This is a genomic window from Quadrisphaera sp. GCM10027208 (assembly GCF_042658805.1).
Classification (GTDB): Bacteria; Actinomycetota; Actinomycetes; order Actinomycetales; family SCSIO-59966; genus SCSIO-59966.
This window is the reverse complement of sequence record NZ_JBHSRC010000002.1, coordinates 350082-369516: the sequence shown is the minus strand read 5'-3', so window position 1 is coordinate 369516 and position 19435 is coordinate 350082. Positions and strand designations below refer to the sequence as shown.

The window sequence follows — 19435 nt, the reverse complement described above, 5'->3', positions numbered from 1 at the left end:
TCGGGCAGGACTCGGGCAGGATGAGGCCCATGAGTGACGTCGGATACGACCTGACCGACGGTGTCGGGACCATCACCCTGACCCGCCCGGAGGCGATGAACGCCCTCGACACCGCCACCAAGGTGGCGCTGCGCGACGCGGTCCGCGAGGCCGCAGAGGACGACGCGGTGCGCTGCGTGCTGCTGACCGGCACCGGCCGCGCCTTCTGCGTCGGCCAGGACCTGCGGGAGCACGCCGAGATGCTGCGTGCCGGCGACCCGGCGCTGTGGCGCACCGTGACCGAGCACTACTCGCCGATCGCGCTGACGCTGGCCACGATGGACAAGCCCGTCGTCGCCGGCGTCAACGGTGTGGCAGCCGGTGCCGGTGCCGCCATCGCGATGGCCGCCGACCTGCGGATCGTCGCCGAGTCCGCCGGGTTCAACCTGGCCTTCGCCGGGATCGCGCTGTCCTGTGACACCGGGTCGTCGTGGTGGCTGCCCCGTCTCGTCGGGATGACCCGGGCCCGGGACCTGCTGCTGCGCCCCCGGACGGTGCGGGGCCCGGAGGCGCTGGAGATCGGGCTGGCCACCGAGGTCGTCCCGGACGACGAGCTGGCCGACCGGGCCCGCGAGGTCGCCACCCGGCTGGCGGCCGGCCCGACCGCCGCCTACGGAGCGATCCGGCGGGCGCTGGCGTTCTCCGCCACCCACGACCTCGAGGCGTCCCTGGCCCACGAGGCCGAGCACATGGCGGCCACCGGGGCCACCGCCGACCACCGCGAGGCCGTCGAGGCGTTCCTCGCCAAGCGGGAGCCGGTGTTCACCGGAACGCGCAACCGGCCAGGTGGTCGTTGACGACTCCACAGGCCTGCATCGCCGCGTAGACGGTCGTCGGCCCGACGAGGACGAAACCGTGCCGGCGCAGCTCCGCGGCCAGCGCGGTGGACTCCGCCGTGCGGGCCGGCACGTCCACGAGCCGGGACGGTGGCTGCCGGACGTCGTCCGCGTAGGACCACACGAGCGCGTCCAGCCCGCCGTCGACGGCGTCCCGCAGCGCGAGGACCGCGCGGGCGTTGCGGACGGCGGCGTCCACCTTGGCCCGGTTGCGCACGATGCCGGCGTCGGCGAGCAGGCGGGCCCGGTCCGCGTCACCGTAGTGGGCGACCCGCTCGGGGTCGAAGCCCTCGAAGGCCGCGCGGAAGGCCTCCCGCTTGCGCAGGATCGTCAGCCAGGACAACCCGGACTGGAACGCCTCGAGGGTGAGCCGCTCGTACAGCGCCCGCTCGCCGCGGACCGGCCGCCCCCACTCGGTGTCGTGGTAGGTGCGGTAGTCCTCGGCCGGCCCCGCCCACCTGCACCGGGGCAGCCCGTCCGCGGGCACGACGAGGTCGTCGGTGCGCTGCTCGGCCACGGGGTCAGGAACCGTCTCCCCGGGAGCTGACGTGCTCCTGGACGGCGTCCTGGGCCAGTCGGCGCAGCAGCGCGCCGAAGACGGCCCGGGAGGCGAGCCGGACGGCGGGCGCTGCCCAGCCGGTCCACGCGGCCGGCGCGATCTCGACGTCCTCGGTCCACACCATCCGGCAGCGCCGTGGTCCGAGCGGCAGGACGTCGAGGGCGGCCCAGCCGAGGACGACGCGGCCGCGCTTCTCCACGACGCAGCGGCCCGGGAGCCCGGGCTGGTCGGTGTCGGCGTCGGCCGGGGGCCGCCACAGCACGACCTCCATGGGGTCGTCGACGGTCCAGGGCCCGAGCCGGGTCCGGCCGGTGAACCGGGTCCCGGTCCCGCCGGCGTCATGGGTCACGACGACGTGCGTGAACGGCACAGAGGCGCCGTGGCGCGGCCAGTCGGTGGCGACCTGCCAGACCCTTCCAGCCGGGGCGGGGACGTCTCGGCGCAGGACGACGGTGGCCACGGCTCAGCCCTGCTCGCTCGGCGGGCTGGCCGCGCGCAGGGCGGCGAGCTGCTCCTCGCAGCGGGCGTGCTCGACGTCCCGGCGGACCAGCTCGTCGCGCAGCCGCTCGAGGACGGCGTCGACCTCGTCCATCCGGTAGCCGCGCAGGGCCGGGGTGAAGGTGACCTCGTCGAGGTCCGCGGCACTCAGCGGGCCCTCGGGCAACGGCTCCCGGTACGGCCGGCTGGTCACCGGCTCCTCCAGCCCACCGCGGATGCGTCCGGCGGCCAGCGCGGCGACGACGCCGACGAGCACGACGGCGAGCAGCAGCAGAGCGAGGCTCACCGGGGGATCGTGCCACGGTCAGCTGTGCGCCGAGTCGCCGGCATCCTGCTCGAGGCGGCGCAGCGCGCGCAGCTCGGCCTCCCGCTGCTCGCGGGCCCGGGTTCGCTCGACGTGAGCCGAGCGGATGATCTCGACGGCCTCCTCGACGTCGTCCGTGAGAGTGACGAGGTCGAGGTCGGCCTCGGCGACGGCGCCGTAGCCGTGCACGGTCTCGCGCAGCCAGTGGAGGAGCCCCTGCCAGTACCCGGTCCCGAGGAGCACGATGGGGAACTGGGTGACCTTCTGGGTCTGCACGAGGGTCAGGGCCTCGAACAGCTCGTCGAAGGTGCCGAACCCCCCAGGCAGGACGACGAACCCCTCGGCGTACTTGACGAACATCGTCTTGCGGGCGAAGAAGTAGCGGAAGTTGACACCGATGTCGACCCAGTCGTTCATCCTCTGCTCGAACGGCAGCTCGATGCCCAGGCCGACGGACACACCGCCGACCTCGCAGGCGCCGCGGTTGGCGGCCTCCATCGCCCCGGGGCCACCGCCGGTGACGACGGCGTAGCCGGCGCGGGCGAGCTCAGCGCCGACCCGCACGCCGAGCTCGTAGTGCGGGTGGTCGCGAGGGGTCCGGGCGGACCCGAAAACGCTGACCGCCGGTCCGAGCTCGGCCAGCGCGCTGAACCCCTCGACGAACTCGCTCTGGATCCGCATCACCCGCCACGGGTCGGTGTGCAGCCAGTCGGAACGGCCGCGGCTGTCGAGCAGCCGCTGGTCCGTCGTGCTGCGGGGCACCTGGCCGCGCCGCAGGGTGACCGGACCCATCGGGTAGCCGGGCTTCTCCTCGTCGGGCCGGGGTGCCTCGGCGGGGCGGGGTGTCTCGGCGGCCATACCGGTCACGCTAGACGTCGCCGGCCAACCACGCGCGCAGGGCGTCGCGGGCGGCGACGATCTGGTCGGCCGGGCAGCGTTCGTCGTCTCGGTGGGCCAGCAAAGGGTCACCGGGGCCGAAGTTCACCGCCGGGACGCCCATCGCCGAGAACCGGGCGACGTCGGTCCAACCTTGCTTGGGCTGAGGCTCGCGCCCGATGGCGGCGACGAAGGCGGCCGCAGCCGGGTGGTCCAGGCCGGGTCGGGCCCCGGGGCTGCAGTCGGTGACGGTGACCTCGAACCCCTCGAAGAGGACGCGGAGGTGGTCCTCCGCCTCCTGCGGCGTCCGGCTCGGGGCGAACCGGTAGTTGACGGTGACGACGCACTCGTCCGGGACGACGTTGCCGGCCACACCGCCGCGGATGCCGACCGCGCCGAGGCTCTCCCGGTAGCGCAGGCCGTCGACGTCGACCTCCCGCGCCTGGTAGGCCCGGAGCCGCTCCAGGACGGCGGCCGCGCGGTGCACGGCGTTGTCCCCCATCCAGGCTCGGGCTGAGTGGGCGGCGACACCGGTGACCCGAACCTCGACCCGGATGGTGCCGTTGCAGCCGCCCTCGACGGTGCCGTCCGTCGGCTCGCAGAGCACGGCGAAGTCCCCGGCGAGCCAGTCGGGGTGGTCGCGGGCGAGCCGGCCGAGGCCGTTGCGCTCCGCCTCCACCTCCTCGCAGTCGTAGAACACCCAGGTGACGTCGCGCACCGGGTCGGTGACGTCCGCCGCGACCGCGAGCTGGACGGCGACGCCACCCTTCATGTCGACCGTTCCGCGACCGTGGACGACGAGCCCGTCCCCGGCGCCGGTGGTCCACGTGGGCAGGTTGCGCCGGCCGTCGAGGGTGGCGACCGGGACGGTGTCGAGGTGGCCGGCGACGACGACCCGCTCCGGGCGGCCGAGGGAGGTGCGGGCGACGACGGCGTTCCCGTCGCGGAGCACCTCGAGGTGGCTCAGTGCGCGCAGAGCCCGTTCCACGGCGTCGGCGAGCGTGGCCTCGTGCCCGCTCACCGACTCGATGTCGCACAGCGAGCGGGTGAGGTCCACGACGTCCCCGTGCAGGTCGAGGTCGTGGTGCAGGTCGAGGTCGGCGCGCGGCGGCGCGGGCTGGCCCGTCATGCTCGCGACCCTAGTCCGGCCCTACGCTTGCCGCCCATGAGCCGCACTGCCTGGGGACACGGCCTGGCGACGACGACCGACGACGGCACGGTGCTCGACACCTGGTACCCCTCCCCCGCGCTCGGCGAGCCGGAGGCGGCCGGCCCGTTCGAGGTCCCGGCCGACCTGGCGGCGCTCGAGGGCCACGACCCGCACCGGCGGGTGCGGAGCACCGTCGTACGCACCGTGATCGACCTGGACGCTGCACCCTCCGACGCGAGCGACGCCTACCTGCGGCTGCACCTGCTGTCCGCCCGGCTGGTCCGCCCGCACGGGCTCAACCTCGACGGCATCTTCGGCGTCCTGGCGAACGTCGTGTGGACCAGCCACGGCCCCTGTGCGCCGACGGACTTCGAGGCGACCAGGCTGCGCCTGACGGCGGCCACCAGGACCCGGGTGCAGGTCCACGGAGTCGACAAGTTCCCGCGGATGACGGACTACGTCGTGCCCTCCGGCGTCCGGATCGCCGACGCCGACCGGGTCCGCCTCGGCGCTCATCTCGCCGAAGGCACCACCGTCATGCACGAGGGTTTCGTGAACTTCAACGCCGGCACGCTCGGGACGTCGATGGTCGAGGGCCGGATCTCCGCGGGCGTCGTCGTCGGGGACGGCACGGACGTCGGCGGCGGCGCCTCCATCATGGGCACCCTGTCCGGCGGCGGCACGGAGGTGATCTCCGTGGGGGCTCGGTGCCTGCTCGGCGCGAACAGCGGCATCGGCATCTCCCTCGGTGACGACTGCGTCGTCGAGGCGGGGTGCTACGTCACCGCAGGCTCGAAGGTGCTCCTGCACGACGGCACCGGGGGTCAGCCGCGGACCGTCCGGGCTGCCGACCTGTCCGGCTCCTCCGGGCTGCAGCTGTGGCGCAACTCCCTGACCGGCGCCCTCGAGGCGCGCCCCCGCGCCGGCCGGCGGGTGGAGCTGAACCCGGCCCTGCACGCCAACTGAGGGAGACGGCACCCCGCCAAGGCACCCCTCCCCACCACAGAATGCTGGATTCAGCACCACATCGTCGGCGTGTCGCGCCAACAACCCAGCATTCTGCACGTGGGGGGTGGGCGCCCAAGGATGGCGGGATTGCATGATCACGGAGGGGGCGGGTGGTGGGGTTGGGCAAGACTCGGCGCGAAGGCCTGGCAGGGCTCAGCGCTGGGACATCGGCACGTAGTCGCGCTCGGTCTCCCCGACGTAGACCTGCCGCGGACGGCCGATCTTCGTCTGCTTGTCGCTGATCATCTCGCGCCACTGCGCGATCCAGCCGGGCAGCCGGCCCAGGGCGAACAGCACGGTGAACATCGGCGTCGGGAAGCCCATCGCCTTGTAGATGAGCCCGGTGTAGAAGTCGACGTTCGGGTAGAGCTTGCGCTCGATGAAGTACTCGTCGTGGAGCGCGATCTCCTCGAGCCGCATCGCGATGTCGAGCAGCTCGTCGTTGCCGCCGAGGTTGCGCAGGACCTCGTCCGCCGTCTTCTTGATGATCGCCGCGCGCGGGTCGTAGTTCTTGTAGACCCGGTGCCCGAAGCCCATGAGCCGGACGCCCTGCTCCTTGTTCTTCACCTTCGTCATGAAGGTGTCGACGTCGTCGTCGGAGTCCCGGATGTTCTGCAGCATCTCGAGCACCGCCTGGTTGGCCCCCCCGTGCAGCGGGCCGAACAGGGCGTTGATGCCGGCGGAGACCGACGCGAACAGGTTGGCCTGGCTGGACCCGACGAGCCGGACGGTCGACGTGGAGCAGTTCTGCTCGTGGTCGGCGTGCAGGACGAACAGCAGGTCGAGGGCCCTGGCCATCGTCTCGTCGACCTCGTACTCCTCCGCAGGCAGGCCGAAGGTCATCCGCAGGAAGTTCTCCACCAGGCCCAGGGAGTTGTCCGGGTAGAGGAACGGCTGGCCGACGCTCTTCTTGTACGCGTACGCGGCGATCGTCGGCAGCTTCGCGAGCAGCCGCACGGTGCTGATCTCGACGTGCTCGGGGTCGAACGGGTTGAGCGAGTCCTGGTAGAAGGTCGACAGCGCGCTGACCGCCGAGGAGAGCACCGGCATCGGGTGCGCGTCCCGCGGGAAGCCGGCGAAGAACGCCTTGAGGTCCTCGTGCAGCATCGTGTGCCGGCGGATCCGGTCCTCGAAGTCCTCGAGCTCGCTGCCCGTCGGCAGGTGGCCGTAGATGAGCAGGTAGCTCACCTCGGTGAACGTCGACCTCTCCGCGAGCTGCTCGATCGGGTAGCCGCGGTAGCGCAGCACGCCGGCGTCCCCGTCGATGTAGGTGATCGCCGACGCGCACGACGCGGTGTTGACGAAGCCCGGGTCCAGGGTCACCAGGCCGGTCTGCTTGAGCAGCGACGACACGTCGATGCCGTCGTTGCCCTCGGTGGCGGGGACGGTGGGGAGCTCAAGCTCACCGCCGGGGTGCTGCAGCTTCACGGCGTCGGACATCGGGCGGTCTCCTCGCGGGTGGCTCGGTAGCGGTTCCGGTGCGCGACGTCGTGGTCGGACGTCGTCGGCCTGCTCCGACGCTACCCGCCGGCTTCAGCACCCCGCCAACCGGGGTCAAGGGCCGGTCAAGCGCTCCGCGGCCGCCGCGACCCGCTCGTCGGGAGCGGTCAGCGCGACCCGGACGTGCCGGGCGCCGCCCGGACCGTAGAAGGTCCCCGGCGCGACGAGCACGCCCCGCTCGGCCAGCCAGCCGACGGACGCCCAGGCGTCCTCGTCCCGGGTGGCCCACAGGTAGAGGCCCGCCTCGGAGTCCTCCACCCGGAACCCGGCCCGCTCCAGGGCCGGCAGCAGCAGCGCCCGCCGGGCCCGGTAGCGCTCCTTCTGACGCCGCACGGACGCGTCGTCGCCGAGCGCGGCGACCATCGCGGCCTGCACCGGCGAGGGCACGATCATCCCGGCGTGCCGGCGGATCTCGAGCAGCCGCCGGACGATCGCCGGGTCACCGGCGACGAAGCCGGCCCGGTAGCCGGCCAGGTTCGACTGCTTGGACAGCGAGTACACGACGAGCAGGCCCTCGACCGACCCACCGGTGACCCGGGGGTCGAGCAGGCTCGGCACCACCTCACGGTCGTACGGCGGGGTCCACCCCAGCTCGGCGTAGCACTCGTCGCTGGCGACCACGACGCCGCGGGCGCGGGCCCACTCGACGACCTTGGCGAGGTGCTCGACGCCGAGCACGCGGCCGGTCGGGTTGGACGGGGTGTTGAGCCACATCAGCTGGACCCGTCGGGGTCCGATGCGGGCGGTGCCGTCAGCGGGCAGCGGGGTGGCGCCGGCGAGCCGGGCGCCCACGTCGTAGGTCGGGTAGGCCACCTCCGGGTGGACGACGACGTCTCCGGGGCCCAGGCCGAGGAGAGTGGGCAGCCACGCGACGAGCTCCTTGGAGCCGATCGTCGGCAGCACGCCGTCCGGGTCCAGCGCCGGCACCCGGCGCCGTCGGGTGAACCAGTCGCTCACCGCCTCCCGCAGCTGCGGCGTCCCCCAGGTCTGCGGGTAGCCGGGGGCGTCCGCGGCCTCCCGGAGGGCGTCGCGGACGACGTCCGGGGTGGGGTCGACGGGCGTGCCCACCGACAGGTCGACGACGCCGTCCGGGTGCGCGCTCGCCGTCCGCCCGTACGGGACGAGGGCGTCCCACGGGAAGTCCGGGAGGGGGCGCGGCCCGATGGTCAGGCGCCCTGAGCCTGCGGCGGCAGGGCCGCGATGATCGGGTGGTCCTTGGGGATGACACCGAGCTTGGCAGCACCACCGGGCGAGCCGAGGTCGTCGAAGAACTCCACGTTGGCCTTGTAGTACTCCGCCCACTGCTCGGGGACGTCGTCCTCGTAGTAGATCGCCTCGACCGGGCACACCGGCTCGCACGCCCCGCAGTCGACGCACTCGTCGGGGTGGATGTACAGCGAGCGCTCACCCTCGTAGATGCAGTCGACCGGGCACTCCTCGACGCAGGCTCGGTCCTTGACGTCGACGCACGGCTGGGCGATCACGTAGGTCACGGCAGTCCTCCTCGCGGGCCTGGCGGCCGCTCCGGTGCTCAGCACCCCGGCTGTCCGGCCGGGGAACCCGTCCAGTATCCCCGACGGGGCCGCTCCCGTCGTGCCCCGGGGGGCGGTGTCGTCGGTCGTCGCCCGCCGGACGGCGAGACGCGACGCCGCCGGACGGCTCCGGCCTTCCGCTACCGGCCGGTAGCAATCATGCTCCCTGTCGTTTCCGCCGGAACCGGGAGGACTTGTCATGCTTCGGACGTTGTCGCGGCCTCTGGTGGCCGGTGTGGAGCGCTGGTTGCCGAGCGCGCTGGTGTTCGCGGTGGTCCTCACCGGCGTCGTCGCCGTGCTCGCCCTCGCTCTCACCGACGCAGCCCCGGTCGAGGTCCTGCGGGGGTGGGGCGACGGCCTGACCGGGCTCCTTGCCTTCATGACCCAGATGGCGCTGATCCTGCTGCTCGGCTACACGCTGGCGAACACCCGCCAGGTGGGCCGGCTCCTGGTCCGGGCCGGGTCGCTGCCCCGCACCCCGGTCCAGGCGTACGCAGGGGTCACCCTGGCAGCGGCCCTGGGCTCCCTGATCTCCTGGGGTCTCGGACTGGTGGTCGGCGCGCTGCTGGCCAAGGAGGTGGCCCGCCAGGGCCGGACCCGCGGGATGCGGTTGCACTTCCCGCTGCTGGTGGCCTGCGGGTACGCCGGCTACGTGGTCTGGCACATGGGCTACTCCGGCTCGGGGCCGCTGGCGGCCGCCACCCCGGGCTCGTTCGTCGAGGAGCAGATCGGCCGGACCATCCCGGTGACCGAGACGATCTTCGCGCCGTGGAACCTCCTCGCGATCGTGGTCACCGTGGTGGTCGTGGTGGCCGCGATGGCGTCGCTGCGCCCGCGGGCCGAGGACGCCGTCGTCGAGCTGCCGGCCGCACCCGACGACCGGGCCGCGACTGAACAGGTCGGGTCCCGGGCCGGGTCCCCGGCCGCGTCGACCCGGTCGGCCGCCGGGGCGACGGGGCAGGACCCCGCGCCGCTGACCCCCGCGGACCGGGTGGACCGCTCCCGGGTGATCACGACGGCGGCCGGCCTGGCCCTGGCTGCCTACCTCGTCGTGTACTTCGCCCAGGAGGGCTTCGCGCTGACCCTGGACATCGTCAACTGGACCTTCCTGGCCGCGATCCTGCTGCTGGTGCGCTCACCGGTGGAGCTGGGCGCGCTCGTGGCGGACGCGGCCCGCAACGTCGGGGACATCCTCCTGCAGTTCCCGCTGTACGCCGGGATCCTCGGGATCATGACGACGAGCGGGCTGATCACCGTGTTCAGCGACTTCTTCGTCGACCTGGCCTCTCCGACCACGCTGGGGCTGTGGGCGTTCCTGTCCGGGGGGCTGGTCAACATGTTCATCCCCAGCGGCGGCGGGCAGTTCGCCGTCCAGGCGCCGGTCTTCCTGCAGGCGGCCGAGCAGCTCGGCGTGGCACCCGAGGTGGTGGTGATGGGCATCGCCTACGGGGACCAGTGGACGAACATGATCCAGCCGTTCTGGGCCCTTCCCGTCCTGGCCATCGCCGGGCTCGGGATCCGGGACATCCTCGGCTACACGACGATCGCCCTGCTCGTCACCGGGGTGGTGTTCACCGGCACGATGCTGCTCGTCGGGGCGGGCTGACGCGCTCCACCAGGGGCCCTGCGCCAGGTCCGCCGGGGCCGGGTCGGGTCACTCCGACGGGACCGGCTCGCAGACGACCTCGTCCTGCGGGACGTACCGGGTCCGGAACTCCTCGGTGCGCTGCACGACGCCGTCCTTGACGAGCTCCCGGGTGACGGTGACGTCGAACCCGGGCGCCGGGGACTGGGGCACGCAGTCCTCGTCGGTGACGACGACGCGCTCCGGCTCGGTGACGTTGCGCCGCTCGGACTTCGTCGCCCGCACCTCGTCCCACACCTTGGTCCCCCAGAACCGGGTGTGCACCCGCCCGTCGGCGACCCAGGCCTCGATGAGCACCCCGGTCGGGGTGTTGTTGCGGAACTTCAGGTCGATGTTGGGCCAGTTGACCGTCGCCTCGCGGCCCTCGGGGTAGCGGGAAATGTAGAACGAGTGCGTCTTGTGCTCGACGTCCTCGAGCCCGGCGAAGAACATCCCGTTGAACAGGGTCGTCGCGACCTGCGACACCCCACCACCGGTCGCCTCGGCGAGCCGGCCGTTGATGATGACCCCGGCCTCGTTGTAGCCCTTGGCGGCGGTGCGCTGGCCCAGGGTGCCGTTGAGGCTGAACGTCTCCCCTGGCAGCAGCAGGGTGCCGTTGACCGTGGCGGTCGCGATCCGCAGGTTCTCGGTGCGGTCGGCGTCGGGTGGGTGCGGCGTGGAGAACTCGGAGATCACCTCGGTGACACCGAGCGCCTCGGCCTCGGCAGTGGTGATCTCGGGCTCGGCGGGCACGAGCTCGACGGTCGCGGTGCGCTCCGGCGTCGGCAAAGCGGCGAGTGCGGCCTCGGCCAGAGCCGCCGGGTCCAGCGTCGTACCGGGAACGGCCGGGACGACGACGGGGGCGCCGTCCTCGATCCGGACGGTCGCGTCCTGGGGCGGGGTGACGAGGTCGCCGTCGGCCCCGAGCACCGCGGCGGCCAGCACCTCGCCGTCCACCCGCGGCTCCAGCCGCCCGTCGACGGGCACCATGCTCAGTGCCGGGGTGACCGCGCTGGGTTCCAGCCGCACCGACCGGTCCCCTGCTCGGACGGTCAGCGGGCCGGCCGTGGCGGGTACGGCGAAGGAGCTCATCGCCTCGGCGACGGCGTCAGAGTCCACCCGCGGGTCGGTGACCTCAGCCGGCAGCTCGAGCGGCCGGGGACCGTCGAGCCAGGAGGTGGCCAGGACGTCGGCCGCGGCGTCGCGGTCCAGCACCCGGCCCTGCTGGGCCTGGGTCGCCTCGGCGACGCCGTCGGCGAAGGTCACCGCACCCTCGACGACCTCGGCGTCCACCTCGGCGGCGAGCGCGTCGACGCTCGCCTGCAGGGCGGTCTCGTCGACGACGGTCTGCGGCTCGACGCTGCTGTCACCGGCCACGTGCCGCCACATCTGCCGGGGGTCGAGGGTGAAGCCGACGAGCCGGTCGACGGTGCCCTCCAGGTCGGCCTGCAGCCCGGCGCGGGCCGGGTCGACGGCGGTCTCCGCGGTGCCGACACGGACCGGGACCGGTGCGGTGAGCTCGTCCTGCAGCCGGGTGGTGAGCCGCTCGACGGCGTCGTCCCGGGACATGTGCCCGATCTGGACGCCGGCGACCTCCACCCCGGCCGGGACCCGCCCGGACAACGCCCAGGCGGCCGCTCCGTAGGAGACCGCGAGCACGACGAGCACCCCGAGCAGCACCCAGGGCCAGGACCGCGGCCGCCTCCCGGCGGCAGGCACGGTTCTGCTCTCGTCGGTGATCACACGGGCAATGGTAAAGGGACGGTCATCCGGCCGTCCGCGCGGCGTCACCGAAGGGCGCGGTAGGAGCTGCGGTGGTACACGAGCGGCCCGTGCCCGTCGGCGGCCAGACCGACGTCGAGCACCTCACCCACGACGATGACGTGGTCCCCGGCGGTGTGCGCGGCCGTGGTGCGGCACTCCAGCGTGGCCAGGGACGTGTCGACGAGGGCGACTCCGGTGGCCCGTCCGCGGTGGTGCGGGACGGGGTCGAGCTGCCCGACCAGCGGCCGGCCCGGGGTGGCCAGCCACTCCGCGGTGCCCCGACCCCGCTCGTCGAGCACGCTGACGCCCCACACCCCCGAGTCCAGGACGGCGTCGAGGAAGCGGGAGTCCTGCTCGACGCAGACGAGGACGAGCAGCGGGTCCAGCGACACCGAGGTGAAGGCGTTCGCCGTCATCGCGTGGTCCTGGGCGCCGGCGAAGGTGGACACGACGCACACCCCGGTGACGAAACGGCCGACGGCCCGGCGGAACTCCGCGACGTCGACGTCGCTCGGCCCCGGGCTGGGGGCAGCGGTCGAGTCAGCCACCCGGTCAGCGTACGCGCGGGCGCTCAGCCGGCCGCCGGACGTCCCTGCGGCTCCCGCAGGTCGATGACCTCCGGCACCGGGACGCCGTCCGGGCCGCCAGCCGTGGCCGCGGCAGCGCCGGCAGTGTCGTCGGCGTCCCGCAGCACGTCGGTGATCTCGTGCCCGATGAGCTCGTGCCGCTCCACCAGCGCGTCGCGCAGGGCCGCGACGAGGTGGCGGTTCTGCTCGAGCAGGTCGCGCACGTGCTGCTTCTGGTCGCGCAGCAGCTCCTCGACCATCCGGCGGCCGCCGGCGTCGCCGAGCACCCGGGCCACGAGGTTGGCCCCGGACAGGCCGCTGGTCTCGATGGCGGCGAAGGACACCAGCGTGTCGCTCATGCCGGCTGCGCCGACCATCTGGGCGGCGACGTTCGTGGCGTAGTGCAGGTCACCGCTGGGACCGGTGGACACGTCCCCGAAGAACAGCTCCTCGGCGACCTGTCCGCCGAAGGCGATCCGGATCAGGGCGAGCAGCTCGCTGCGTGAACGCGTGTAGACGTCCTCGGTGTCCCCGTGGGCGAGCAGGCCCAGCGCACCGGCCCGCTTGACGATGGTGAGGATCTCCAGGCGGCGGTGCGGGGCCAGCAGGTGCGCCACGGTGGCGTGCCCGGCCTCGTGCGTGGCGATCAGCCGGGTCTCGTGCTCGGTGTAGCCGACGGGCTGCCCGAGCCCGACCTCGACGACGAGCCGGGCGTGCTCGATGTCGGTCCAGCTCATCGTCACGGACCCCCGGCGGACGGCGTTGACGAGCGCCTCGTCGAGGAGGTGCTCGATCATCACCGGGCTGTACCCCTGGGTCACCCCGGCGAGGGCGTCGCGCCGCTCGTCGGTGTCGAGCTCGGCCTCGTGCGCCTTGCGGCTGAGGAAGTGGTCGACGATCTCCCGGCGGCCCCGCTTGTCGGGCAGGTCGAAGGTGAGCCGGCGGTCGAACCGCCCGGGCCGCAGCAGCGCGGGGTCGAGGCTGTCGGCCCGGTTCGTCGCGGCGATGATCATGACGTCGACCGGCTCGGTCCGGGGCCGGCGGACCTGGCGAGCGGCCGGGAGCAGGAGGTTGACCGCGTCGGTGGCCCGGGCCCGGACCTTCTGCCACCCGGTCGGCTCGTCGAAGGACTGCATCTGGACGAGCAGCTCGTTGACGACTCCGCCGACGCCCTCGCTGACGGCCCGGTGGACCAGGGTGCCGGCGGGCAGGCTGCCGACAGGCACGGTCCCGGCGGGCAGGCCGAGCGAGGGCAGCCCCTCCAGGCCACCGCAGCCCGGCGTCACCCACTGCCTGACCGCGGGGCTGAGCCCGGCGGGGGCGGGCACGGCGCTCATCCCCCCGCGGACGGTGGCGATGGCGTCGATCTCCTCGATGAACCCGATGGCGCCGCCCTCGCTGCGGGCCGCCTTGCGCAACGCCTTGAAGTACGACCGGATCTTGCGGGCGGTGGCGCCGTAGTACATGGACTGGAAGGAGGTGCCGGACACGAACAGGAACGGCACCCCGGCCTCGGCAGCCATCGCCTTGGCCATGTGCGTCTTGCCGGTGCCGGGCGGTCCCTCGAACAGCAGGCCCCGCCGCGGCGTGCCGCCCATGTCGCGGCGGAAGGTGCGCCCGGCGAGGAAGAGGTCGAGCGAGCGCTGGACGTCCTCCTTGACCGGGGCGAGCCCCTTGACGTCGTCCATCCGGACGTCGATCTGCTCGGGCCGGTAGGTGACGTGCGGTGAGCGACCGGCGACGACCGTGGTGCTGAGCAGGACGACGATGAGGACGACGAAGAACAGCCCCGCCATGAGGTACAGCGGGTCGACCGCCGGCAGCCGCGGGGCCCCGACCGGGTCGCCGGTCAGCAGCCGCCACCACAACCAGACGGCCAGGGGGGACAGCAGGACGGCGATCCGCAGCAGGCGGCGCTGCCGGTTGCGCTCCCGGACGCGGCCGACGTCGGCGCTGTCACGCAGCGGCAGGGGCGGGGCAGCAGCGTCGACGGGCACGACCAGCCTCCAGGCCAGCTCGGACGGGTGTGAGGCCAACTCAGACGGATGTGCCAGGCATACCCCCTGCGCCGCGCGGTCACACGCCGGCGTCGCCCGTCCGGCCTAAGCCGGTCACTGACGGTGGCGGCACCTCGGTCCCGGCGAACAGGTCGCTCTCCCGGCCGTCCGGCCGAGCCGGGTCGGGTGCCGCGACACCCCGGACGAGGCGGAACCACTCGGTGCCGGTGAGCGGGCGGCCGACCCCGTTGCTCAGCGCGAAGAAGCCGTCCGCCAGGGCGACCTGGGTGGCGTGGGCCCGCAGCGCCTGGGTCTTGGCGGGCAGGTGGTCGTCGGCGACGACGATGGTCGTCACCTCGGCGTCCGGGACGACGACCGACGGCAGCGGCCCGTCCGGGTCCGGGGCGGTGAACGGGTTGACCGGCCGAGTCCGGCGCAGCGTCCCGCGGACGACGGACTCGGGCTCGACCACCTCGTACACCTTGGCGACCTGCCACGGCGCCCCACCGTCCCCGGGTGCGGCGGCCAGGTCCACGGCCCGCACGGTGACCCGGTGGGCCTGGACGTGGTCAGGGTGGCCGTACCCGCCGTCCGGCTCGTAGCCGACCACGACCTGCGGGCGGACCCGCCGCAGGACCCGCGCCAGGTGCCGGGCCGCCGCGTCGACGTCCGCGCGGGCGAAGGCCTCCGGTCCGGTGTCTGGGGCGGCGACCGCCTGCCCGCCGGCCCCCCACGCCATCCCGCTGTCCTGGTACCGGACGCCGGCGTCGGCGCCGAGGAACAGGTGCTCGGTGACACCGAGCGCCCGTACCGCCTCGGCCAGCTCGCCGGTGCGGTGCGCGGCCAGCGCCGGGCCGTCACCCTCGAGGGCGGCCAGCGCGGGCGGGATGACCTCGCCCCGTTCGCCGCGGGTGCACGTGACCAGGGTGACTTGGGCGCCCTCGGCGGCGTACCGGGCGATGGTCGCCCCCGTCGAGATCGACTCGTCGTCCGGGTGGGCGTGCACGAGCAGCAGGCGACGGGTGCCGGTCACCGGTACCCCACGCAGGTCATCCCCGCCGGGCCCGCGCCCGGGCCTTGTCGCGCTGGGTGGCGTCCAGGACCACCTTGCGGACCCGGATCGCGTCCGCGGTCACCTCGACGCACTCGTCCTCACGGCAGAACTCCAGCGACTGCTCGAGGGACAGCACCCGCGGCGGCACGAGCCGCTCCAGCTCGTCGGCGTTGGACCGCACGTTCGTGAGCTTCTTCTCCTTGGTGACGTTGACGTCCATGTCGTCGGCACGGGAGTTCTCCCCGACGACCATGCCCTCGTACACCTCGGTGCCGGGGCCGACGAACAGGCTGCCCCGCTCCTGCAGGTTGAGGATCGCGTAGGACGTGGCGAACCCGGCACGGTCGGCCACGAGGGAGCCGCTGCGGCGGGTGCGCAGCTCGCCGGACCACGGCTCGTAGCCCTCGAAGACGTGGTGGGCGATGCCGGTGCCGCGGGTCTCGGTGAGGAACTCGGTGCGGAACCCGATGAGGCCGCGGGACGGCACCCGGAACTCCATCCGGACCCAGCCGGTCCCGTGGTTCACCATGTGCTCCATCCGACCCTTGCGGCCGGCGAGCAGCTGGGTGACGGCGCCGAGGTACTCCTCGGGACAGTCGACGGTGAGGTGCTCGACGGGCTCGTGCACCCGGCCGTCGATCTCGCGGGTGACGACCTCCGGCTTGCCCACGGTGAGCTCGAAGCCCTCCCGGCGCATGGTCTCGACGAGGATCGCCAGTGCGAGCTCGCCGCGGCCCTGCACCTCCCAGGTGTCGGGTCGCTCGGTGGGCAGGACCCGCAGCGAGACGTTGCCGACGAGCTCGCGGTCCAGGCGGTCCTTGACGAGCCGCGCAGTGACCTTGGCGCCCTTGGTCCGCCCCGCGAGCGGAGAGGTGTTCGTGCCGATGGTCATCGAGATCGCCGGCTCGTCGACGGTGATGAGCGGCAGCGGCACCGGGTGCTCGGGGTCGGCGAGCGTCTCCCCGATGGTGATCTCCGGGATGCCGGCGAGCGCGATGATGTCGCCGGGTCCGGCGCTGTCGGCGGGGACCCGGTCCAGCGCCTCGGTGAGCATGAGCTCGGTGACCTTCACCCGCTCGACGGACCCGTCCCGGCGGCACCAGGCGACCTGCTGACCCTTGTGGATCCTGCCGGCGTGCACCCGGCACAGGGCGAGCCGGCCGAGGAACGGCGAGGCATCGAGGTTCGTCACGTGTGCCTGCAGGGGGGCGTCCTCCTCGTACTCGAACGCCGGCACCGTCTCCAGGATGGTGCGGAACAGCGGCTCCAGGTCCTCGCTGTCGGGCAGCTCGCCGTCCGCGGGACGCTCGAGACTGGCACGGCCGGCCTTGGCGGAGGCGTACACGACGGGGAACTCCAGGGCCTGGTCGTCGCCCTCGTCCATGAGGTCGAGGAACAGCTCGTAGACCTCGTCGACCACCTCGGCGATGCGGGCGTCCGGCCGGTCGACCTTGTTGATGACGACGATGACGGGCAGGTGCGCGAGGAGAGCCTTGCGCAGGACGAACCGGGTCTGCGGCAGCGGCCCCTCGCTGGCGTCGACGAGCAGGGCGATGGCGTCGACCATCGACAGGCCGCGCTCGACCTCACCACCGAAGTCGGCGTGACCGGGGGTGTCGATGATGTTGATCGTGACGCCGTCCGGGGCTCCCGCGGCAGCCGCCGCCGGTCCGCGGTACCGGACGGCGGTGTTCTTGGCGAGGATGGTGATCCCCTTCTCCCGCTCCAGGTCCCCGGAGTCCATCGCCCGCTCCTGGACGTGCTGGTGCTCGCCGAAGGCGCCGGACTGCCAGAGCATGGCGTCGACGAGGGTGGTCTTGCCGTGGTCGACGTGGGCGACGATGGCGACGTTGCGCAGATCGGTGCGGAGCGGCATGCGGGAGGACTCGTTCCGGTCGGGAAGGGGTGCTCACGCAGGCTAACGGGTGCGCACCGCCAGCACGCTAACGACGGTCCGCGGGGGCGCCGTCGCTGAGCCGGGTGGTGACGTGCTGGGTGACCGTCTCCAGGTGCAGCGCCTGCTCCCGACGCAGCCGGGCGTGGTGCTCCCGGTGGAAGGCGCGCACGGTGGCCACCGCCATCGCGACCATGACGAGGCTGAACGGCAGCGCGGTGATCACCGCCGCGGTCTGCAGCGCCCCCAGCCCACCGGCTCCGACGACGAGCAGGGCGGCCGCGACCGCTCCCTCGAGCACCGCCCACATCACCCGGCTCCACGTCGGCGGGTCGATGTCACCGCCGGAGGCGAGCATGTCGACGACGAGCGAGCCGGAGTCCGAGGAGGTGACGAAGAACGTCACGATGAGCAGGATCACCAGGCCCATGACGACGGACCCGCCCGGCAGGCCGTCGAGCAGCGTGAACAGCGAGGACTCGGTACCGACCGAGCCGTCCTCGCCGACGAGTCCGCCGCCGCCGAACAGCTCCCGGTACAGGGCGCTGCCGCCGAGGACGGAGAACCACAGGAAGGTGATGAGCGTCGGGACGAGCAGGACGCCGGCGACGAACTCACGGACGGTGCGCCCGCGGGAGATCCGGGCGATGAACACCCCGACGAAGGGTGCCCAGGAGATCCACCAGCCCCAGTAGAACGTCGTCCAGGCTGCCTGCCAGACCTCGCCCTCCTCACCGCGGTAGGCGCTGACGTCGAAGGTCAGCCGCAGCACGTTGGTGAGGTAGTCCCCGAAGTTCTGCACGAACTCTCGCAGCAGGAACAACGTCGGCCCGGCGAGCAGGACGAACAGCAGGACGACCCCGGCCAGGCCCATGTTGACGTTCGAGAGCCACTTGATCCCGCGACCGACGCCACTGACCACGGAGGCCACCGCGACCGCCGTGATGACGACGATGAGCAGCGACTGCAGCCCGACGGACCCGGAACCGCCCTCGACCAGGCCGGTGAAGTCGAGCCCGGCGGCGATCTGGGCGACGCCGAAGCCCAGCGAGGTGGCCACCCCGAAGAGCGTGCCGACGATCGCGGTGATGTCGATGAGGTCACCGAGCCAGCCCTTGACCCGGTCGCCGAGCAGCGGCTCGAGCGCCCAGCGGATGGACACCGGGCGGCCGCGGCGGTGCACCGCGTAGGCGATGGCCAGCCCGGCGACGACGTAGATGGCCCACGCGTGGACGCCCCAGTGCACGTACGTCTGGGTCATCGCCTGGCGGGCGGCGGCGACCTCCCCGCCCTCGAACCCCGGCCGGGGCGAGGCGTAGTGGTTGAGCGGCTCGGCGACGCCCCAGAACACCAGGCCGATGCCCATCCCGGCGGAGAACAGCATCGCGAACCAGGAGCGGACGCCGAACTCGGGCGCCTCGTCGTCGCGGCCGAGCCGGATGTCGCCGTACCGGCTGAAGCCCATCCACAGCGAGAACGCGACGAAGGCGGCGATGAGCAGGACGTAGTACCAGCCCAGGGTGTCGATGATGCCGCCCTGCACGGCGCCGATCCCGGCACTGGCGGCCTCGGGAGCGACGACCGCGAACAGGACGAACGCGCCGATGACGGCGAGGGAGGGGTAGAAGACGCGGGGGGCCAGCGAGGGGCCTCGACGGCGGGACCCCGGGGGGGTGGCCGTGGCGGACGCCATCAGGGGACCTCCTGGGTCGCGGGGATCGGTGGTCGCCGGTCGTCGACCCTGCCGCACCTCGTCGACGGTGGCAAACGGGCGACGTCCGCCCTCAGCGGCGGAGGGTGAGCCGGCACACGGTGCGGACGACGGGGACGTCGGCGGGCAGCCAGCGGACGGCGTCCACCGCGTCCGCCAGGTCGAGCCACAGCAACCGGTCGTGGTCCTGGAGGGTGGCCGGCTCGCCGTCGAGCACCTGCGCCGTCCAGACCCGCAGCAGCGCCGACGGAGGCAGCGCCCAGTCCCCGCCGTCCGGAGGCGCCACCTGCTGGCCCAGGCGGACGGTGACACCGAGCTCCTCGCGCAGCTCGCGGTGCAGGGCCTGGTCCGGGTCCTCCCCGGGGTCCACCTTGCCCCCCGGCAGCTCCCAGCCGCCGGCCAGCCGGGGTGGGGCGGTGCGCCGGGCGGCGAGCAACCGGGTCGGCCGGGTGAGGTCGTCGAGGATCGCGGCGCCGACGACGAGCACCCCGGCCCGCAGCGGCGGGTCGGTGATCACCACGCC

The 19435-nt window shown here is 73.3% G+C and carries 18 protein-coding genes; 3 read left to right on the top strand and 15 right to left on the bottom strand.

Annotated features, from left to right (window positions below; genetic code table 11):
* Positions 1 to 29: 29 nt before the first annotated feature.
* Positions 30 to 836 carry an enoyl-CoA hydratase/isomerase family protein gene (locus tag ACFP6A_RS04800; RefSeq protein WP_379601961.1) on the top strand — a complete coding sequence of 269 codons (807 nt, stop codon included), beginning with the start codon at positions 30 to 32 and terminating at the stop codon, positions 834 to 836.
* Here the strand turns inward: ACFP6A_RS04800 and ACFP6A_RS04795 are convergent.
* Genes ACFP6A_RS04795 through dapE form a run of 5 tightly spaced genes read right to left on the bottom strand, consistent with a single transcriptional unit; the run spans position 802 to position 4241 of the window.
* On the bottom strand, positions 802 to 1392 hold the full coding sequence (locus tag ACFP6A_RS04795; protein ID WP_379601960.1) for a DNA-3-methyladenine glycosylase I: 591 nt from the start codon (positions 1390 to 1392) through the stop codon (positions 802 to 804). The genes ACFP6A_RS04800 and ACFP6A_RS04795 overlap by 35 nt on opposite strands.
* A gap of 4 nt (positions 1393 to 1396) precedes the next feature.
* Entirely contained in the window at positions 1397 to 1894 is a 498-nt protein-coding gene (locus ACFP6A_RS04790; RefSeq protein WP_379601958.1) for an SRPBCC family protein, read from the bottom strand.
* A 3-nt stretch (positions 1895 to 1897) separates the two neighbouring features.
* Entirely contained in the window at positions 1898 to 2218 is a 321-nt protein-coding gene (locus ACFP6A_RS04785) for a DivIVA domain-containing protein (RefSeq protein ID WP_379601956.1), read from the bottom strand.
* Between the two features lie 18 nt (positions 2219 to 2236).
* A complete protein-coding gene (locus ACFP6A_RS04780; RefSeq protein ID WP_379601954.1) occupies positions 2237 to 3094 on the bottom strand; it encodes a TIGR00730 family Rossman fold protein in 858 nt (285 codons plus the stop codon).
* A gap of 10 nt (positions 3095 to 3104) precedes the next feature.
* Positions 3105 to 4241, bottom strand: coding sequence for a succinyl-diaminopimelate desuccinylase (gene dapE / locus ACFP6A_RS04775; protein WP_379601952.1), 1137 nt, complete (start codon positions 4239 to 4241; stop codon positions 3105 to 3107).
* Between the two features lie 36 nt (positions 4242 to 4277).
* Between dapE and dapD the strand changes: the two genes are divergently transcribed.
* Positions 4278 to 5228 carry a 2,3,4,5-tetrahydropyridine-2,6-dicarboxylate N-succinyltransferase gene (gene dapD / locus ACFP6A_RS04770; RefSeq protein WP_379601951.1) on the top strand — a complete coding sequence of 317 codons (951 nt, stop codon included), beginning with the start codon at positions 4278 to 4280 and terminating at the stop codon, positions 5226 to 5228.
* A 195-nt stretch (positions 5229 to 5423) separates the two neighbouring features.
* Here dapD and ACFP6A_RS04765 read toward each other — a convergent pair whose 3' ends face one another.
* The 3 genes from ACFP6A_RS04765 to fdxA all read right to left on the bottom strand — a co-directional run bounded on the left by ACFP6A_RS04765 (position 5424) and on the right by fdxA (position 8263).
* The gene (locus ACFP6A_RS04765) at positions 5424 to 6710 is read right to left on the bottom strand and encodes a citrate synthase (protein WP_379601950.1); all 1287 of its coding nucleotides are present in this window, start codon (positions 6708 to 6710) and stop codon (positions 5424 to 5426) included.
* A gap of 114 nt (positions 6711 to 6824) precedes the next feature.
* The gene (gene dapC / locus ACFP6A_RS04760; protein WP_379602166.1) at positions 6825 to 7934 is read right to left on the bottom strand and encodes a succinyldiaminopimelate transaminase; all 1110 of its coding nucleotides are present in this window, start codon (positions 7932 to 7934) and stop codon (positions 6825 to 6827) included.
* Positions 7935 to 7936: 2 nt separating this feature from the next.
* A complete protein-coding gene (gene fdxA / locus ACFP6A_RS04755; RefSeq protein ID WP_379601949.1) occupies positions 7937 to 8263 on the bottom strand; it encodes a ferredoxin in 327 nt (108 codons plus the stop codon).
* A 238-nt stretch (positions 8264 to 8501) separates the two neighbouring features.
* Here fdxA and ACFP6A_RS04750 point away from each other — a divergent pair, with 238 nt between their 5' ends.
* Entirely contained in the window at positions 8502 to 9908 is a 1407-nt protein-coding gene (locus ACFP6A_RS04750) for a short-chain fatty acid transporter (RefSeq protein ID WP_379601948.1), read from the top strand.
* Positions 9909 to 9956: 48 nt separating this feature from the next.
* Here ACFP6A_RS04750 and ACFP6A_RS04745 read toward each other — a convergent pair whose 3' ends face one another.
* From ACFP6A_RS04745 to ACFP6A_RS04715, 7 genes are all read right to left on the bottom strand, one after another.
* The gene (locus ACFP6A_RS04745; protein ID WP_379601946.1) at positions 9957 to 11669 is read right to left on the bottom strand and encodes a VanW family protein; all 1713 of its coding nucleotides are present in this window, start codon (positions 11667 to 11669) and stop codon (positions 9957 to 9959) included.
* A 44-nt stretch (positions 11670 to 11713) separates the two neighbouring features.
* Positions 11714 to 12238 carry a flavin reductase family protein gene (locus tag ACFP6A_RS04740; protein WP_379601945.1) on the bottom strand — a complete coding sequence of 175 codons (525 nt, stop codon included), beginning with the start codon at positions 12236 to 12238 and terminating at the stop codon, positions 11714 to 11716.
* A 23-nt stretch (positions 12239 to 12261) separates the two neighbouring features.
* Positions 12262 to 14253, bottom strand: a complete 1992-nt coding sequence (locus ACFP6A_RS04735) for an AAA family ATPase (RefSeq protein ID WP_379601944.1) — start codon at positions 14251 to 14253, stop codon at positions 12262 to 12264.
* Between the two features lie 79 nt (positions 14254 to 14332).
* Positions 14333 to 15286 (bottom strand): N-acetyl-1-D-myo-inositol-2-amino-2-deoxy-alpha-D-glucopyranoside deacetylase, encoded by a 954-nt coding sequence (mshB, locus tag ACFP6A_RS04730; protein WP_379601942.1) that lies wholly within the window; start codon positions 15284 to 15286, stop codon positions 14333 to 14335.
* 16 nt (positions 15287 to 15302) lie between these two features.
* The gene (typA, locus tag ACFP6A_RS04725) at positions 15303 to 17183 is read right to left on the bottom strand and encodes a translational GTPase TypA (RefSeq protein ID WP_379601941.1); all 1881 of its coding nucleotides are present in this window, start codon (positions 17181 to 17183) and stop codon (positions 15303 to 15305) included.
* A 67-nt stretch (positions 17184 to 17250) separates the two neighbouring features.
* Positions 17251 to 18894 (bottom strand): BCCT family transporter, encoded by a 1644-nt coding sequence (locus ACFP6A_RS04720; protein WP_379601940.1) that lies wholly within the window; start codon positions 18892 to 18894, stop codon positions 17251 to 17253.
* A 91-nt stretch (positions 18895 to 18985) separates the two neighbouring features.
* A complete protein-coding gene (locus ACFP6A_RS04715; protein WP_379601939.1) occupies positions 18986 to 19429 on the bottom strand; it encodes a (deoxy)nucleoside triphosphate pyrophosphohydrolase in 444 nt (147 codons plus the stop codon).
* Positions 19430 to 19435 lie beyond the last annotated feature (6 nt).

Excerpts from the sequence above, each read along its gene's own strand:
- dapD (WP_379601951.1), top strand. The coding sequence starts at position 4,278 with ATGAGCCGCACTGCCTGGGGACACGGCCTGGCGACGACGACCGACGAC.
- ACFP6A_RS04780 (WP_379601954.1), bottom strand. The coding sequence starts at position 3,094 with ATGGCCGCCGAGACACCCCGCCCCGCCGAGGCACCCCGGCCCGACGAG.
- ACFP6A_RS04720 (WP_379601940.1), bottom strand. The coding sequence starts at position 18,894 with ATGGCGTCCGCCACGGCCACCCCCCCGGGGTCCCGCCGTCGAGGCCCC.
- typA (WP_379601941.1), bottom strand. The coding sequence starts at position 17,183 with ATGCCGCTCCGCACCGATCTGCGCAACGTCGCCATCGTCGCCCACGTC.
- ACFP6A_RS04765 (WP_379601950.1), bottom strand. The coding sequence starts at position 6,710 with ATGTCCGACGCCGTGAAGCTGCAGCACCCCGGCGGTGAGCTTGAGCTC.
- ACFP6A_RS04750 (WP_379601948.1), top strand. The coding sequence starts at position 8,502 with ATGCTTCGGACGTTGTCGCGGCCTCTGGTGGCCGGTGTGGAGCGCTGG.
- ACFP6A_RS04800 (WP_379601961.1), top strand. The coding sequence starts at position 30 with ATGAGTGACGTCGGATACGACCTGACCGACGGTGTCGGGACCATCACC.
- dapE (WP_379601952.1), bottom strand. The coding sequence starts at position 4,241 with ATGACGGGCCAGCCCGCGCCGCCGCGCGCCGACCTCGACCTGCACCAC.